This is a genomic window from Neptuniibacter sp. QD29_5 (assembly GCF_047778125.1).
In the GTDB taxonomy this organism is placed as follows: domain Bacteria; phylum Pseudomonadota; class Gammaproteobacteria; order Pseudomonadales; family Balneatricaceae; genus Neptuniibacter.
This window is the reverse complement of sequence record NZ_CP180556.1, coordinates 403046-419890: the sequence shown is the minus strand read 5'-3', so window position 1 is coordinate 419890 and position 16845 is coordinate 403046. Positions and strand designations below refer to the sequence as shown.

Sequence of the window (16845 nt, the reverse complement as noted above, 5' to 3'; positions counted from 1 at the left end):
ATTACCTTGTATTTGCAACGTTAAAGTGTGCGCTGAATTTCAACTGTGTCGTAAACCTCAATTTGGTCTCCGACTTTAACGTCGTTGTAGTTCTTAACGCCGATACCACACTCCATACCCTGACGTACTTCGTTAACGTTATCTTTGAAGCGACGTAGAGATTCTAGTTCACCTTCATAGATTACAACGTTTTCACGTAGGACACGGATACGTTTGTTACGGAAGACAGTACCTTCTGTAACCATACAGCCGGCAACCGCACCGATCTTAGGCGCTTTAAATACATCACGTACTTCAGCAATGCCCACGATCTCTTCACGGTATTCAGGAGATAGCAGACCGCCCATCGCCTGTTTAACGTCATCAATGATGTCGTAGATTACGCTGTAGTAGCGTAGTTCAATACCTTCACGCTCTAGCACCTGACGCGCCTGAGCGTCAGCACGAACGTTAAAGCCAACCATCAATGCATCTGCTGTTACCGCAAGGTTAGCATCAGTTTCTGCGATACCACCTACACCACCAGATACGATGTTCACTTTAACTTCATCAGTAGATAGATCTTCTAGAGCATGCGTTAGCGCTTCCAAAGAACCACGTACGTCTGTCTTCAGTACGATGTTGAAAGTCTTAACATCACCCGCTTGCATGTTTGCAAACAAGTTCTCAAGTTTAGATTTCTGCTGACGAGCCAACTTAACATCACGGTATTTACCCTGACGGAATAGAGCAACTTCACGTGCTTTCTTCTCGTTAGATACCATAGTGAATTCGTCACCTGCGTTTGGTGTACCATCCAGACCTTGGATTTCTACAGGGATCGCAGGACCAGCGGAATCGATAGGCTTACCGTTCTCATCCAGCATTGCACGTACACGGCCGTAGTGAAGGCCTGCAAGTACGATATCACCTTTACGTAGCGTACCGTTCTGTACAAGTACAGTAGCAACTGGACCACGACCTTTATCTAAGCGTGATTCAACTACTACACCCTGAGCAGGAGCATTAGGTACAGCTTCAAGTTCTAAGATTTCAGACTGCAGTAGTACTGCATCCAGAAGCTCTTCAATACCTTGACCTGATTTAGCAGATACGTTTACGAACTGGTTCTCACCACCCCATTCTTCTGGGATAACGTCCAGTGCTGCCAATTCGTTTTTAACACGATCTGGATCAGCTTGTTCTTTATCGATCTTGTTAACAGCAACAACTAGAGGTACGCCAGCCGCTTTGGCGTGCTGAACCGCTTCTTCAGTCTGTGGCATTACGCCATCGTCTGCTGCAACTACTAGGATTACGATATCGGTTACAGAGGCACCACGTGCACGCATTGCGGTAAACGCAGCGTGGCCCGGAGTATCAAGGAATGTAACCATGCCGTTATCAGTATCTACGTGGTAGGCACCGATATGCTGGGTAATACCACCAGACTCACCAGACGCTACTCGTGAAGAACGAATGTAATCTAGTAGAGACGTTTTACCGTGGTCTACGTGACCCATTACAGTCACAACCGGTGCGCGACCTTCAGCATCACCCTGCTGCGCCTGAATGCTTTCCATCAACGCTTCTTCTACCGCGTTTTCTTGCATTGGCTTAGGAGTGTGGCCCATCTCTTCTACAACAAGCGTTGCTGTATCCTGATCGATAACTTGGTTGATAGTCGCCATAGCGCCCATACCAAACATTACCTTGATCACTTCAGCAGCCTTAACGTTCATCTTCTTAGCAAGATCTGCAACCGTAATACTCTCAGGAATAGAGACTTCCATTACCTGTTGAGTTGTTGGCTCTTTAAAGCCATGTTCATTTGGCTTATTAGAAAGAGGCTTGCCGTTCTTACCACGGTTACGGCTGATTTTGCCGCCACGACGATCCTGCTGACCACGGTTGTCGTTGCCTTTTTTCTTGCCTTTACCACGACGGTTATCTTCGTTCTTCTTAGCTTGCTCTTGAGCTTTGAAACGCTGTTCGGTTTCAGCCTTACGACGCTTCGCTTCTTCTTCTTTCTTCTGCTTAGCTTTCTCAGCGGCTTGAGCTTCTTGCTTCTTCTGTTCAGCAGCTTTAGCTTCTTGCTCACGCTTCTGCTGTGCTTCAGCTTCGCGCTCTTTAGCGGCTTTCTCTTCAGCTTCACGTGCGGCTTGAGCTTCCGCTTCCTGCTGTTTGCGCTCTTCTTCTAAGCGCAACTCTTCAGCATTCTGTGCTTCAGCTTGCTGATCAGCTTCGCCTTCAACACCTTCCACTTCTGAACGTTTCACATAAGTACGTTTCTTGCGTACTTCAACGTTCACAGTCTTCTTCTTCCCAGAAGCACCAGAAACTTTTAGTGTCGATGTAGTTTTACGCTTAAGCGTAATTTTCTTAGGTTCTGCATCATCTGCATCTTCACCGTGGCTGCGCTTAAGATGATTTAGCAATGATTGACGCTCAGTTTCAGATACTTCTGCTTTTTCATTCTTGCCTGAAATGCCTGCTTCCTGCATTTGCTCTAGCAAACGCTCAACGGAAACACCAACCATTTCGGCAAGCTGCTTAACTGTTACTTCTGCCATGTTAGGAGGCTCCTCTTCCGTTAATCTTTACTCTTCAGCAAACCATGGAGCACGAGCAGTCATGATTAACGCTGCAGCTCGTTCTTCATCCAGGCCTTCAATACCTAGCAGGTCATCGATAGACTGTTCTGCTAGATCTTCCATAGTAATTACACCTTGCGCGGCCAGTAGGTAAGCTAGGTGCTTGTCCATACCGTCCATCTCCAACAGGTCTGCTGCTGGTTCTGCACTATCAAGTTTTTCCTCACTTGCGATAGCAAGGTTTAGAAGTGCATCTTTCGCACGCTTACGTAGTTCCTCTACGATAGCTTCGTCGAAACCATCGATTTCTAACATCTCATCAACAGGAACGTAAGCAACTTCTTCAAGTGTTGTGAAACCTTCTTCTACCAACACTTCAGCAACATCTTCATCAACGTCTAGGTGGTTGATGAATGTATCGATCACAGAACCAACTTCAGATTGATGCTTCTCTTGTGCATCTTCTTCAGTCATCACGTTTAGTTCCCAGCATGTAAGCTCAGAAGCCAAACGTACGTTCTGGCCACTACGACCAATCGCCATCGCTAAGTTTTCTTCAGCAACTGCCACATCCATCGAATGTGTCTCTTCGTCCATTACGATAGATGCAACATCTGCAGGTGCCATTGCGTTGATAACCAACTGCGCTGGGTTGTCGTCCCAAAGCACGATATCAACACGCTCACCACCTAATTCGTTAGATACAGCCTGTACACGAGAACCACGCATACCTACACATGCACCAACTGGATCGATACGGCCATCATTCGTCTTAACGGCGATCTTCGCACGTGAACCTGGATCACGAGACGCCGCACGAATTTCAATCACTTCTTCAGAAATCTCTGGCACTTCGATACGGAACAGTTCAATCAACATTTCGTTGCAAGAACGGCTCAAGATCAACTGAGGACCACGGCCTTCAGAGCGAACTTCAAGAAGAACCGCACGTACACGATCACCCATGCGGAATGCTTCACGCTGGATTAGCTGATCGCGAGGCAGCAATGCTTCAGCATTGTTACCTAGATCTACAATAATGTTATCGCGCGTTACTTTTTTAACACTGCCCGAGATCAATTCACCTTGACGATCACGGTACAATTCAACAACTTTCGCACGCTCTGCTTCGCGAACTTTCTGAACGATAACCTGTTTAGCTGTTTGTGCCGCAATACGACCAAACTTAACAGATTCAACCTGTTCTTCATGTACGCTACCTGGCTCTAGAGAAGCATCAATCTCTTCAGCTTCCTCCATCGTCAGTTCAGTACCTAGTGCAGGTACTTCTTCGTTGCTCACAACCAACCAGCGGCGGAAAGTTTCGTAATCGCCTGTAGCTCGATCAATAACTACGCGAATATCCGCTTCTTCGTCGTAACGCTTCTTAGTTGCCGTTGCTAGTGCAACTTCAATCGCTTCGAAAATTACTTCTTTCGGAACATCTTTCTCGTTAGAAACTGCTTCCGCAACCAACAGAATCTCTTTATTCATGCTTCTGCCTCGCCTAAGACCTCTAATCCACGTTTAGAACTGAGGGATAATGTTTGCACGATCGATGTACTCAATCGGCAGCATATATTCTTCATTGTCGACCACTACCAGAATGTCGTCGCCTTCAACACCATTCAGCACACCCTTAAATTTACGGCGGCCTTCAAACGCAATTCGTAAGCGAACCTGAATAACAGATCCTGCATAGGCTTCAAACTGCTCAAGTGTAAATAGAGGACGATCCATACCTGGAGAGGACACCTCAAGGGTGTAGTTACCTGCAATCGGATCTTCTACATCCATAATTCCGCTGACCTGATGGCTGACTTTAGCGCAATCATCTACGTTAATGCCGTTATCAGAATCGATATACACCCGTAGGGTGCTGTGTTTTCCCTGTGAGAGAAACTCAATACCCCAGAGTTCAAACCCCAGCGCTGTAACTGAAGGCTCAATCAACTCTTGTAATAGTTTCATTTTCGCTGACACGAATAACCCACCCGTTCTAACACTAAGATATTAAACACTTATAAAACAATAAGTTAGATTTAATATCGTAAATTTCAAAAACAAAAAATGGGTCTAATGACCCATTCCCGATATGCAAACCCTTAGATTAAAGACTCTGCATTTTACCTACGAAAAAGCCCCTTAAAAGGGGCCTTACGTAAAAATAAGGTTGGTAGCGGGGGCTGGATTTGAACCAACGACCTTCGGGTTATGAGCCCGACGAGCTACCAAGCTGCTCCACCCCGCATCAAAAACCTAAATGATCCAACATTTCTGTGGACCTGAAGTCTTGATAGCTAACCGAAATTTAGCTTTTTGACTTCAAAGAATAAGAGACTTACTGAATAAACAATTCACTTATCCAAAAACTGGTGCAAATTGTATATGTACTGAGGCTCTTAATCAAGAAATATGGTGCCCAAGGCCGGACTTGAACCGGCACGGCCTGACGGCCACTACCCCCTCAAGATAGCGTGTCTACCAATTCCACCACTTGGGCAACAAACTTTTAGAAACTGTTAGTTATTTTGAGGAATGTCAGAATCTACAGGCGCTTTTGGCTTAGATTCATCAAAAACAGGTAGCGCTGGCTCTTCAGCAACAGCAGACTCAGCTGCTTTGCTTTCGATAAGCTCAGCAGAAGGAATACCTGCATCACCAACAGAATCAGCTTTTTCTTTAGCGTATACAGCTAAAACAAAGCTTGTAACAAAAATGCCCGCAGCAACAATGCCTGTTACGCGAGAAAGGAAGTTACCGCTACCGGTACTACCAAAAACAGTCTGCGAAGCACCTGCACCAAATGAAGCGCCAGCTTCAGCACCCTTGCCTTGCTGCAGCAAAATTAAGCCAATTACAGCGGCTGCTAACAATACATGAATAATTAAAACTACTGTTTCCATCTCAGAACCGTCAGTTATGCACCTGCCGCTTGGCAGATGGCAATAAAGTCGTTTGCTTTAAGGGATGCTCCACCAACAAGCCCCCCATCAACATCTTCATTCGCGAACAATTCAGCTGCGTTAGCAGCATTAACACTGCCACCATACAAGATACGCATTTTGCTAGCTAGCTCAGCATCACATTCAGCAATCATATTACGAATAGCTGCATGTACTTCTTGCGCCTGTTCCGGCGTCGCAGTTTTACCTGTACCTATAGCCCATACTGGCTCATAAGCGATTACAGCATCTTTAAATTGTTCGATACCTGCAGCATTTACAACAGCTTTTATCTGTCGTTCAACAACCGCAAGTGTATTTCCTTCTTCACGCTCTTCAAGCGTTTCACCAACACATAGGATTGGCTTCAAGCCAACAGCAACTGTTGCTTTAAATTTATCAGCAACCAGCTCGTCTGACTCAGCATACAAACTACGACGCTCGGAATGACCAAGAATAACGTATTCGCAGCTTAAATCTTTCAACATCTCTAAAGAGATCTCACCCGTAAAAGCACCGTTATTTTGCTCGCTTACATTCTGTGCACCCAGTGCAATAACAGAATCAGCAGTCAATGCTTGAACTTGAGATAGGTATATAGACGGCGGACAAACCAGCACATCAACAGCATTGGATTTAAGCTCAGCATTCAGGCCTTCCATCAACGTATTGATAGATGCTGAATTACCATTCATTTTCCAGTTACCGGCTACTAAGGCTGTACGCATTTATACCCCCATTTAAAGAGGCGCAAATATTAACTGGCTTACTCTGAACTTTCAAGCGCAAGCAGTGCTTTTTCAACCTCATCCGCCAACTGCTGACACAAGCTGTTAACTTCTTCTTCGTTTTCACCCTCGATCATAACGCGAACCACAGGTTCAGTGCCTGACGGACGAAGTAAAACACGGCCTCGATCACCTAATTGCGCTTCAGTTTTAGCAACGGCAACACTGATCTCTTCAACCTCAGCAATATTGTACTTTTGCGCCATACGCACATTGATCATTTTCTGCGGTAATTTGGTCATACCGTGACGAAGAGTATTCAACGTTTCACCGGTTTCAACGATCGCCTTAAGTACTTGCAATGCTGCAACCGTACCATCACCTGTAGTTGTTAGATGACGGCAAACGATATGACCCGAGCTCTCGCCACCGAGTAACCAATCATGTTTGTATAGCTGTTCCATTACATAACGATCGCCAACATTTACACGAACAAATGGAATACCTTCACGCGCATAAGCTTGCTCTAGGCCGAAGTTAGTCATTAACGTCCCAACAACCCCACCATGGAATGATTCTTCACGACGCATTTGCGCAGCAATCATGTATAGAAGCTCATCGCCATCGACTTCTTCACCAAGGTGATCAACCATAATCACGCGATCGCCATCACCATCTAAAGCGATACCTAAATCTGCTTTTTCTGCCGTAACGACCGTTTGCAAACGCTGCGTAGCAGTAGCACCGCATTTTTCATTGATATTTAGACCATCTGGCGCCGATGCTATCTCAACAACTTCTGCACCCAATTCTGAAAATACAGCAGGCGCAACGTGATAGGTCGCACCATTGGCACAGTCTAAGATTATCTTTAAGCCTTTCAGACTGATACCACCAGCAGTAGCCTTACAAAATTCAATGTAACGACCTGCAGCATCATCGATACGACGCGCTTTACCTAGCTCTGCAGAATCGACCGTCGTCATTGCGATATCCATCTGCGCTTCAATCGCCTGCTCAATTTCGTCAGGCAGCTTAGTACCTTCTGAAGAGAAGAATTTAATGCCGTTATCGTAGTAAGCATTATGAGATGCACTAATGACGATACCAGCGTCAGCACGGAAAGTACGTGCTAGATAAGCCACTGCAGGGGTTGGCATAGGACCGGTGAGTAAGACATCCACACCAGCAGCAGACAAGCCCGCTTCTAAAGCAGATTCAAACATGTAACCTGAAATTCGAGTATCTTTACCAATCAGTATTTTACTGTGGCCTTCTCTCGAGAATACCTTACCTGCAGCCCAACCCAGCTTAAGAACAAAATCAGGAGTTACTGGAAATTGGCCAACTTTGCCACGAATACCATCAGTACCAAAATAACGCTTACTCATTAACTTATATTCCTTTTATACCGTCTCAGCCATAACCGCACGGGTCATCTTCACTACATCAACCGTTTCCGCAACGTCATGTACACGAATTATTTCTGCACCTTGCATTACAGCAAGCGCAACAGTGGCTAAGCTACCTGGTAGTCGTTGCTCAACTTCTCTATTGAGAACAGCGCCTATCATCGATTTTCTAGACGTCCCTATTAATATGGGCAGGTCATGTTGCTTCAATCTATCTAAATTATTCATTAGACGTAGATTATGCTCTACGCTCTTACCAAACCCGAACCCTGGATCTAGTAGTAATCTATCTTTTGTAATCCCCGCCGCTTCGCACGCTTTCACTCGCTGCAGTAAGAAGTACTCAACATCATCTAGAACATCATCATACGAAGGAGCATCCTGCATTGTCGCCGGACTCCCCTGCATATGCATCAAGCAGATAGGCAGATTGGTTTTAGCGGCGGCCACTAGTGCACCTTCGCGTCCAAGAGCTCTAACGTCATTGATTAAACCCGCACCTAGTTTAACTGACTCAGTTATTACTTCAGGAGTACTGGTATCAACGGAGATAACCACATCTAGCTCTGATGCTATTTTCTCTACAACTGGAAGCACTCGACCTAGCTCTTCGTCTAGAGTCACTGGAGCAGCGCCTGGTCGGGTAGATTCACCACCCACATCCAAGATAGTCGCACCGTCGGTCACCATCCCTTCAGCTTGTCGAATGACATTATCCAATCTTACTTGCTGATTGGAATACAACGTTCCGCCATCTGAGAACGAGTCGGGCGTAACATTCAAAATCCCCATAACATGGGTATCAGCTAAGTTTAGAGTTCGATTACCACAGACTAACTGGCGCATAGATCCTGTTCTTCATTACTTTATACAATGAAAAAAGGCTGACTTTCTACAAAGCCAGCCTTTTCATATTCACCTTGTGTTTAGTGAATATTATTATCTGGTGAGCGTGGAATGTCCTGATCTGAATCATCATCTGATCGATCATCAGCCTTCGATTCAGTATCAGTATCAGCATTTACGTTTTCGCTGGCACCATGATCTGAACCGCTTTTGTCTTCTTCCACCCAACCTTCTGGAGCAGATACTTCTTCACGATTCATTAGCTGATCAATCTGCTTACTATCGATCGTTTCATACTTCATCAGAGCCTGACACATAGTCTCTAGAATATCGCGATTATCTTCCAGAATTTGCTCTGCCTTCTGGTAACACTCATCGATAATCTTGCGCGTTTCAGTGTCAATACGACGCTGCGTCTCTTCTGCTAGCGGTTTAGCACCTTGACCATAGCCACGGTTAAATGGATCTGACTCTTCCTCATCGTATAGCAATGGCCCAAGCTCTTCACTCAAACCCCATTTCGCTACCATGCTACGAGCAAATGAAGTCGCACGCTGAATATCGTTCGATGCACCTGTGGTTACACCTTCTTTACCCAGTGTCATCTCTTCCGCAATTCGGCCACCGTAAAGTGAACAAATGTTAGACAAGATAGATTGGCGGCTATGGCTATAACGATCTTCTTCAGGCAAGAACATAGTCACACCTAACGCACGACCGCGCGGAATAATAGAAACTTTATACACAGGATCATGCTCTGGCATTAGGCGACCAACAATCGCGTGGCCAGCTTCATGGTATGCTGTATTCAAGCGCTCTTTTTCAGACATCACCATAGATTTACGCTCAGCGCCCATCATAATTTTGTCTTTCGCTTGCTCAAACTGAATCATACTTACAGTACGTTTGTTAGCGCGTGCTGCAAATAGGGCTGCTTCGTTTACAAGGTTCGCTAGATCAGCACCAGAGAAACCAGGCGTACCACGCGCAATCAGATCAGGCTTAACGTCTTCACCTAATGGCACTTTACGCATGTGCACTTTAAGAATTTTCTCACGACCAAGAATATCTGGAAGACCTACATGTACCTGACGGTCAAAACGACCTGGACGCAGAAGTGCAGGATCAAGTACATCTGGACGGTTAGTTGCAGCGATTACGATAATACCTTCACTGCCTTCAAAGCCATCCATCTCTACCAATAACTGGTTCAATGTCTGTTCACGCTCATCATTACCACCACCCATGCCAACACCACGGTGACGACCTACAGCGTCGATCTCGTCGATGAAGATAATACATGGCGCATTTTTCTTCGCTTGATCAAACATGTCACGAACACGGGATGCACCCACACCTACAAACATCTCTACGAAGTCAGAACCAGAAATACTAAAGAACGGTACTTTCGCTTCGCCGGCTATTGCTTTCGCCAACAAGGTTTTACCAGTACCCGGATTACCCGCCATCAACACACCACGTGGAATATGGCCGCCTAGGCGCTGAAATTTACCCGGATCACGAAGAAAATCTACTAGCTCACGAACATCTTCCTTAGCCTCTTCAACGCCAGCAACATCATCGAAGGTCGTTTTAATCTGATCTTCGCTCATCATACGCGCTTTGGACTTACCGAAAGACATTGGACCGCCTTTGCCACCACCGCCTTGCATCTGACGCATAAAGAACATGAACACTGCAATAATGACAAGGATAGGGAAAGAAGCGACTAGCAACTGAGTCCAAATACTCTGCTGCTCTGGTTGCTTACCTTCAATCACAACATTGTGATTAATTAGATCATCAACCAGTTTAGGGTCCTGAAGCGCTGGGCGTACGGTTTCAAACATATCACCGTTAGAGCGCTGGCCCTGAATAATATAGCCATCAATAATGACTTTAGTCACACGATCATCCTGAACTTCTTTGACAAAATCAGAGTAACTTAGTCGGTTAGACTCGGCCTTTTCATTAAAATTATTAAAAACAGTCAGCAATACCGCTGCGATCACCAGCCATAGAACTAGATTTTTCGCCATATCATTCAATGGAATACCCTCAATTTGCTGATTTTGTTAGGCGTTATAGAAAACGCTAAACACTATACTATGCAGCCACGATTGACTACTAAAACACTAATTAACCTTTAAAACCTTTACCTAAAAGGTAGACTTCACGGGAACGAGCTCGAGAAGAATCAGGCTTACGCGTAACCACTTTGTCAAAACTTGTACGCATATCTTTTAAATATTGATCAAAACCCTCACCTTGGAATACTTTAGCGACAAACGTACCGCCAGGCTTCAACACCTCGCGCGCCATATCCAAAGCAAGCTCAACCAAATACATTGCTGCCGGCTGATCAACAGCAGACATACCACTCATATTGGGGGCCATATCTGAAATTACAAGGTCTGCTGGCTCATCTCCTAATGCATTTAGGATTTTATGCAGCACTTCTTCCTCAGTAAAGTCACCTTGAACGAACTCCACACCCGCCATACTGTCCATCGGCAGAATATCTGATGCCACCACTCGACCATGATCACCAACGCGCTCCGCAGCCACTTGAGACCAACCGCCAGGGGCCGCACCTAAATCCACAACCGTCATTCCCTGCTTAAGCAGCTTATCTTTTTCATCTAATTCAATCAGCTTAAAACTAGCACGCGATCTATAACCGAGCTCTTTGGATTTTTTCACCCAATGATCATCAAAGTGTTCTTTTAACCAACGTTCACTACTTGATGCTTTCGCCACTTCGTTTCACTCTCTTGATTGAATGAGCCATGCGCTACTCAGAACCGCATAACTCAGGTAAAATATAATTAATTAAATATGCTGGACTAGGGTATTAGATAATATTCGCAATAAACGCCCAGCTAAACTTTGAGGCACCGTATTTTAATATGAGCTTGAGCACTGAGCAAAAGAAGCATTACCGCACTATAGGCCACAAACTTAATCCTCTAGTAACTGTAGCAGGAAAAGGCCTAACTGAAGCTATTCAACTTGAAGTCGATCGCGCTTTAGAAGATCACGAACTGATCAAGGTAAAGTTTGCTGTTGGTGATCGCGACGTTAAAAAACAACTGATTCGCGAACTATGCGAAATCGTTGAAGCTGAGATCGTGCAAGAGATTGGTCACATTGCGCTAATTTACCGTAGAGCGCTTGAGCCAAACCCAAAACTATCTAACTTGTTACGTTAATATCTACTGAGCAAGCTATTAAAACAGCATAAATACAAAAAAGGGTGCCTAGGCACCCTTTTTTAGTCTGCTCAGATATGAGCAACCTCATCAATCTCATATTCAGTAGCGCCACCCGGCGTCTGAATATTTACGATATCACCTTCCTCTTTGCCTACTAGGCCACGAGCAATCGGCGAGTTAACTGAGATTTTGTTCGCTTTGATATCAGCTTCATCATCACCTACGATCTGATAAGTTTTAGACTCATCTGTATCTAAGTTAATGATGGTTACTGTAGTACCGAAGATAACCTTACCAGAGTGTGGAATAGCTGTTACATCAATTACTTGACAGTTAGACAGCTTAGCTTCCAGCTCCTGAATACGACCCTCGATGAAACCCTGCTGCTCGCGAGCAGCATGGTATTCAGCGTTTTCCTTCAAGTCACCGTGTTCACGCGCTTCTGCAATATCAGCAATTACCCGTGGACGATCTACAGTTTTCAGTTGATCAAGCTCTTCTCGAAGCGCTTTCTCACCTGCTGCAGTCATAGGTACACGATTCACAATTATGCTCCTATATCCTGAACGCGACGAACGTCTTTCTCTTCGCCGTACTGTAGCGCCATAGTAATCGCTTCAGCACCTGCCAACGTAGTGGTATATGGCACTTTATGCTGTAGAGCACTACGACGAATATCAGCTGAATCTTCGATCGCTTTACGGCCTTCAGTTGTATTCACAATGTAAGCAATCTCATCATTCTTGATCATATCAACAATGTTTGGACGACCTTCCATCACTTTGTTTACAACTTCAACCTCAAGGCCTTGCTCAGCCATTAGCTTAGCAGTACCACGAGTAGCCACTAGAGAGAAGCCTAGCTCAACCAGATCCTTAGCAATCTGCATGGAAGCATCTTTATCAACTTCACGTACAGAGATGAACGCTTTACCTGCTTGCGGCATAGTTTCACCCGCACCGATCTGCGCTTTCATAAACGCTTCACCGAAGGTAGCGCCAACACCCATTACTTCACCAGTAGATTTCATCTCTGGGGATAGAATTGGGTCAACACCTTGGAACTTGTTGAACGGGAATACAGCTTCTTTCACGTTGAACAATGTTGGCACGATCTCTTTAGTGAAGCCAAGTTCAGCTAGAGTCTTACCAGTCATTACCTGCGCACCGATTTTCGCTAGAGAAACACCGATACACTTAGAAACAAACGGTACAGTACGGGATGCACGAGGGTTAACCTCGATCACGTAAATTTCACCATCCTGATATGCAAGCTGGGTATTCATTAGGCCAACCACACCTAGCTCCAACGCCATCTTACGTACCATCTCACGCATTTCATCTTGAACATCATCAGCAAGACTATACGGAGGGAATGAACATGCAGAGTCACCAGAGTGAACACCCGCTTGCTCGATGTGCTGCATGATTGCACCAATAACTACATCCTTACCGTCGCAAACTGCATCAATATCAACTTCAACCGCTGCATTTAGGAAGTGATCCAACAATACTGGCGCGTCGTTAGATACTTGTACCGCAGTATTCATGTAGCGGCGCAGCTCTTCCTCTTTGTAAACGATCTCCATTGCACGACCACCTAGTACATAAGATGGACGAACAACTAGTGGGTAACCAAGCTTGTCAGCTTCGATGATCGCTTCTTCTAGAGAACGTACAGTCGCGTTTTCTGGCTGCTTAAGACCAAGGCGCTTCAGCATTTGCTGGAACTGTTCACGGTCTTCTGCACGGTCAATCGCTTCTGGAGAAGTACCGATAATTGGTACGCCAGCTTGCTCAAGTGCAACAGCCAGTTTCAGTGGCGTCTGACCACCGTACTGAACAATAACACCTTTTGGCTTCTCAACATTTACGATTTCAAGCACATCTTCAAGTGTGATTGGCTCGAAGAACAGACGATCAGAAGTATCGTAGTCAGTAGAAACAGTCTCAGGGTTACAGTTAACCATGATTGTTTCGAAACCGTCATCACGCGCTGCAAGTGCGGCGTGCACACAGCAGTAGTCAAACTCAATACCTTGACCGATACGGTTTGGACCACCACCAATAACCATGATCTTGTCACGGTCAGAAGGATTCGCTTCACACTCTTCTTCATAAGAAGAGTACATGTAAGCTGTATCAGATGCGAATTCTGCCGCACAGGTATCAACGCGCTTATAAACTGGACGCACATCTAGGTTGTGACGATGCTTACGGAACTGTTTCTCAGATACACCAAGAAGAGTCGCTAAACGCTCATCAGAGAAACCTTTACGCTTAAGACGGAACACAGCATCTTTATCAAGATCGGACATTGCCATCTCAGATACGCGCTGCTCATCTTTGATAATGTCTTCTACTTGAACCAAGAACCAAGGATCAATACCGCTGATCTCGTATAGTTCTTCAACGCTCATACCCATACGAAATGCATCGCCTAGGTACCAGATACGCTCAGCACCCGGCTCTTTCATCTCACGTACGATCGTAGAACGCGCATCTTCGCTAGTAATGTCGATGATTGGGTCGAAACCAGTCGCACCAACCTCTAGACCACGAAGCGCTTTCTGAAGAGATTCCTGCTGAGTACGGCCAATCGCCATAACCTCACCAACAGACTTCATCTGAGTTGTTAGACGATCATTTGCCTGCGGGAATTTCTCGAAAGTAAAACGAGGGATCTTAGTAACAACGTAGTCAATAGATGGCTCGAAAGACGCTGGCGTAGCACCGCCAGTGATATCGTTTTGTAGCTCATCTAGTGTGTAACCAATTGCTAGCTTCGCAGCTACTTTAGCAATTGGGAAGCCTGTCGCTTTAGATGCCAAAGCGGATGAACGAGATACACGAGGGTTCATCTCGATTACTACCATACGGCCATCTTTCGGGTTTACACCAAACTGTACGTTAGAACCGCCAGTTTCTACGCCGATTTCACGCAGTACTGCCAAAGAGGCATTACGCATGATTTGATATTCTTTATCTGTAAGCGTTTGCGCTGGTGCAACAGTGATAGAATCACCTGTGTGAACACCCATTGCATCGAAGTTCTCGATCGCGCAAACGATGATGCAGTTGTCGTTTTTATCACGAACAACTTCCATCTCGTACTCTTTCCAACCGATCAAAGATTCGTCGATCAACAACTCAGTCGTTGGAGAAAGATCCAGACCACGCTCACAGATCTCGATAAACTCTTCTTTGTTATACGCAATACCACCACCGGTACCACCCATAGTGAAAGAAGGGCGAATGATACATGGGAAGCCTAGCTGCGCTTGAACCTGCAACGCTTCTTCCATACTGTGAGCAATTGCAGCACGTGGGCATTCAAGGCCAATTGCTTTCATCGCCTTATCGAAACGATCACGGTCTTCCGCTTTATCGATAGTGTCAGCGTTGGCACCGATCATCTCAACGCCATGTTTTTCAAGAACGCCTTCACGCTCAAGATCCAAAGCACAGTTTAATGCAGTCTGACCACCCATTGTAGGTAGAAGTGCATCAGGCTTTTCTTTGGCGATAATCTTTTCTACTGTCTTCCAGTTGATTGGCTCAATGTAAGTTGAGTCAGCCATCGCTGGATCAGTCATAATGGTTGCAGGATTAGAGTTAACCAGAATGACGCGGTAACCTTCTTCACGCAAAGCTTTACAAGCTTGTGCGCCAGAATAGTCGAATTCACATGCCTGACCGATAACAATCGGGCCAGCACCAAGAATCAAAATACTTTTTAAGTCCGTACGTTTTGGCATCGGTAATAAACCAGTCGTATCAGTTAATAACTGCGGCAGGCGGCTAATTCACACCTGCCTTGTATCGTTTCAAAAGCCTGTAAACTCAGGCCGAACTGCGATTAAGCTTTCGCAGCCTTCATATCTTCGATGAAGCGATCAAATAGAGGCGCTACATCGTGTGGGCCTGGGCTAGCTTCAGGGTGGCCCTGGAAACTAAATGCCGCACGATCTGTTCTCTCAATACCCTGCAAAGAGCCATCAAACAGAGACTTATGCGTAGCACGCACATTTTCTGGAAGCGCATCTTCGTCAACAGCAAAACCGTGGTTTTGAGAGGTAATCATCACTTGCTTGCCATCCAAATCTTGAACTGGGTGGTTAGCACCGTGGTGACCAAACTTCATTTTTACTGTCTTAGCACCAGAAGCCAACGCTAGTAGCTGATGGCCCAAGCAGATACCAAATACAGGTAGATCTGTTTTGCAGATCTCTTCAATTGCAGCAATTGCGTAATCACATGGTTCTGGATCACCAGGGCCATTAGATAGGAATACGCCATCTGGATTCATCGCAAGCACTTCTGCAGCTGGTGTTTTTGCAGGAACAACCGTTAGGCGGCAACCGCGTTCAACCAACATGCGCAAAATATTGCGTTTCACACCGTAGTCATATGCAACAACATGAAACTCTTGATCTGCTGCAGTTTTATCTTCATGGCCTTGGCCTAGCTTCCAAGTAGAAGAAGTCCACTCGTATGTCTCTTCAGTTGTAACAACTTGAGCAAGATCCATACCTTTTAGACCTGGGAACGATTTAGCTTCTGCTAGCGCTTTAGCTTCATCAATATCACCGGCCATGATGCAACCGTTAAGAGAACCCTTTTCACGCAAAATGCGTGTTAAACGTCGTGTATCAATATCAGCGATACCAACGATATTGTTATCCTTAAGATAATCATCAAGGTTCTTTTCATTACGGAAGTTACTCGCAACCAATGGAAGGTCACGAATGACTAAACCAGCAGCCCACGTGCGAGAAGATTCTTCATCTTCCGTATTGGTGCCAGTATTACCAATATGTGGATATGTCAGGGTAACAATCTGACGGCAGTATGATGGATCCGTTAGGATCTCCTGGTAACCCGTCATAGAGGTATTAAATACAACCTCGCCGCTAGACAGACCGTCTGCGCCAATGGCTACGCCCTTGAAAATGCTTCCGTCTTCAAGAGCAAGAATGGCTGGTCTCGCCAATTGAACCTCCCCGCGTAAATGCGCAACAACAAAAATCAGAAACGATACGTGCAAAAAAGCGAGGTAAAACCTGAAGTTAACCTCGCTTTTTTGTTTTAGAAACCTGTGTGTAAATTTTGCCTTAGGCAAAACGA

At 45.4% G+C, this 16845-nt stretch carries 13 protein-coding genes and 2 tRNA genes; 1 reads left to right on the top strand and 14 read right to left on the bottom strand.

Features of this window, described 5'->3' with window-relative positions:
* Nucleotides 1-20: 20 nt before the first annotated feature.
* The 11 genes from infB to rlmE all read right to left on the bottom strand — a co-directional run bounded on the left by infB (nucleotide 21) and on the right by rlmE (nucleotide 11264).
* Nucleotides 21-2552, bottom strand: coding sequence for a translation initiation factor IF-2 (gene infB, locus ACMXYR_RS01815; protein ID WP_415883310.1), 2532 nt, complete (start codon nucleotides 2550-2552; stop codon nucleotides 21-23).
* Between the two features lie 27 nt (nucleotides 2553-2579).
* Nucleotides 2580-4067 (bottom strand): transcription termination factor NusA, encoded by a 1488-nt coding sequence (nusA, locus tag ACMXYR_RS01810; protein WP_415902677.1) that lies wholly within the window; start codon nucleotides 4065-4067, stop codon nucleotides 2580-2582.
* 33 nt (nucleotides 4068-4100) lie between these two features.
* Complete coding sequence (gene rimP, locus ACMXYR_RS01805) at nucleotides 4101-4556, bottom strand: ribosome maturation factor RimP (protein WP_415883308.1); 456 nt, start codon at nucleotides 4554-4556, stop codon at nucleotides 4101-4103.
* Nucleotides 4557-4747: 191 nt separating this feature from the next.
* Nucleotides 4748-4824: transfer RNA gene (locus ACMXYR_RS01800), tRNA-Met, on the bottom strand.
* Nucleotides 4825-4989: 165 nt separating this feature from the next.
* A tRNA-Leu gene (locus ACMXYR_RS01795) sits at nucleotides 4990-5076 on the bottom strand.
* A 19-nt stretch (nucleotides 5077-5095) separates the two neighbouring features.
* Nucleotides 5096-5479: a preprotein translocase subunit SecG gene (secG, locus tag ACMXYR_RS01790; protein WP_415883307.1), complete on the bottom strand. Its 384-nt coding sequence runs from the start codon at nucleotides 5477-5479 to the stop codon at nucleotides 5096-5098.
* Nucleotides 5480-5493: 14 nt separating this feature from the next.
* Nucleotides 5494-6246: a triose-phosphate isomerase gene (gene tpiA / locus ACMXYR_RS01785; protein ID WP_415883306.1), complete on the bottom strand. Its 753-nt coding sequence runs from the start codon at nucleotides 6244-6246 to the stop codon at nucleotides 5494-5496.
* A 38-nt stretch (nucleotides 6247-6284) separates the two neighbouring features.
* Entirely contained in the window at nucleotides 6285-7637 is a 1353-nt protein-coding gene (gene glmM, locus ACMXYR_RS01780; protein WP_415902676.1) for a phosphoglucosamine mutase, read from the bottom strand.
* Between the two features lie 15 nt (nucleotides 7638-7652).
* Complete coding sequence (folP, locus tag ACMXYR_RS01775) at nucleotides 7653-8504, bottom strand: dihydropteroate synthase (protein ID WP_415902675.1); 852 nt, start codon at nucleotides 8502-8504, stop codon at nucleotides 7653-7655.
* Nucleotides 8505-8584: 80 nt separating this feature from the next.
* On the bottom strand, nucleotides 8585-10543 hold the full coding sequence (gene ftsH, locus ACMXYR_RS01770; protein WP_415883303.1) for an ATP-dependent zinc metalloprotease FtsH: 1959 nt from the start codon (nucleotides 10541-10543) through the stop codon (nucleotides 8585-8587).
* Between the two features lie 100 nt (nucleotides 10544-10643).
* Nucleotides 10644-11264 (bottom strand): 23S rRNA (uridine(2552)-2'-O)-methyltransferase RlmE, encoded by a 621-nt coding sequence (gene rlmE / locus ACMXYR_RS01765; RefSeq protein WP_415883302.1) that lies wholly within the window; start codon nucleotides 11262-11264, stop codon nucleotides 10644-10646.
* A gap of 149 nt (nucleotides 11265-11413) precedes the next feature.
* On the opposite strand from rlmE, the gene ACMXYR_RS01760 reads away from it, so the two are divergent.
* The gene (locus ACMXYR_RS01760) at nucleotides 11414-11716 is read left to right on the top strand and encodes a YhbY family RNA-binding protein (protein WP_415883301.1); all 303 of its coding nucleotides are present in this window, start codon (nucleotides 11414-11416) and stop codon (nucleotides 11714-11716) included.
* 71 nt (nucleotides 11717-11787) lie between these two features.
* On the opposite strand, the gene greA is transcribed toward ACMXYR_RS01760, so the two are convergent.
* The 3 genes from greA to carA all read right to left on the bottom strand — a co-directional run bounded on the left by greA (nucleotide 11788) and on the right by carA (nucleotide 16711).
* Nucleotides 11788-12264 carry a transcription elongation factor GreA gene (greA, locus tag ACMXYR_RS01755; RefSeq protein ID WP_415883300.1) on the bottom strand — a complete coding sequence of 159 codons (477 nt, stop codon included), beginning with the start codon at nucleotides 12262-12264 and terminating at the stop codon, nucleotides 11788-11790.
* A 2-nt stretch (nucleotides 12265-12266) separates the two neighbouring features.
* Nucleotides 12267-15476, bottom strand: coding sequence for a carbamoyl-phosphate synthase large subunit (carB, locus tag ACMXYR_RS01750; RefSeq protein ID WP_415883299.1), 3210 nt, complete (start codon nucleotides 15474-15476; stop codon nucleotides 12267-12269).
* A 101-nt stretch (nucleotides 15477-15577) separates the two neighbouring features.
* Nucleotides 15578-16711, bottom strand: coding sequence for a glutamine-hydrolyzing carbamoyl-phosphate synthase small subunit (gene carA / locus ACMXYR_RS01745; RefSeq protein WP_415883298.1), 1134 nt, complete (start codon nucleotides 16709-16711; stop codon nucleotides 15578-15580).
* Between the last annotated feature and the right edge of the window lie 134 nt (nucleotides 16712-16845).

What these genes read in the sequence shown, in the direction of transcription:
- glmM (WP_415902676.1), bottom strand. Translation starts at nt 7,637, where the DNA reads ATGAGTAAGCGTTATTTTGGTACTGATGGTATTCGTGGCAAAGTTGGC.
- ACMXYR_RS01760 (WP_415883301.1), top strand. Translation starts at nt 11,414, where the DNA reads ATGAGCTTGAGCACTGAGCAAAAGAAGCATTACCGCACTATAGGCCAC.
- ftsH (WP_415883303.1), bottom strand. Translation starts at nt 10,543, where the DNA reads ATGGCGAAAAATCTAGTTCTATGGCTGGTGATCGCAGCGGTATTGCTG.
- secG (WP_415883307.1), bottom strand. Translation starts at nt 5,479, where the DNA reads ATGGAAACAGTAGTTTTAATTATTCATGTATTGTTAGCAGCCGCTGTA.
- nusA (WP_415902677.1), bottom strand. Translation starts at nt 4,067, where the DNA reads ATGAATAAAGAGATTCTGTTGGTTGCGGAAGCAGTTTCTAACGAGAAA.
- tpiA (WP_415883306.1), bottom strand. Translation starts at nt 6,246, where the DNA reads ATGCGTACAGCCTTAGTAGCCGGTAACTGGAAAATGAATGGTAATTCA.
- folP (WP_415902675.1), bottom strand. Translation starts at nt 8,504, where the DNA reads ATGCGCCAGTTAGTCTGTGGTAATCGAACTCTAAACTTAGCTGATACC.
- infB (WP_415883310.1), bottom strand. Translation starts at nt 2,552, where the DNA reads ATGGCAGAAGTAACAGTTAAGCAGCTTGCCGAAATGGTTGGTGTTTCC.
- carB (WP_415883299.1), bottom strand. Translation starts at nt 15,476, where the DNA reads ATGCCAAAACGTACGGACTTAAAAAGTATTTTGATTCTTGGTGCTGGC.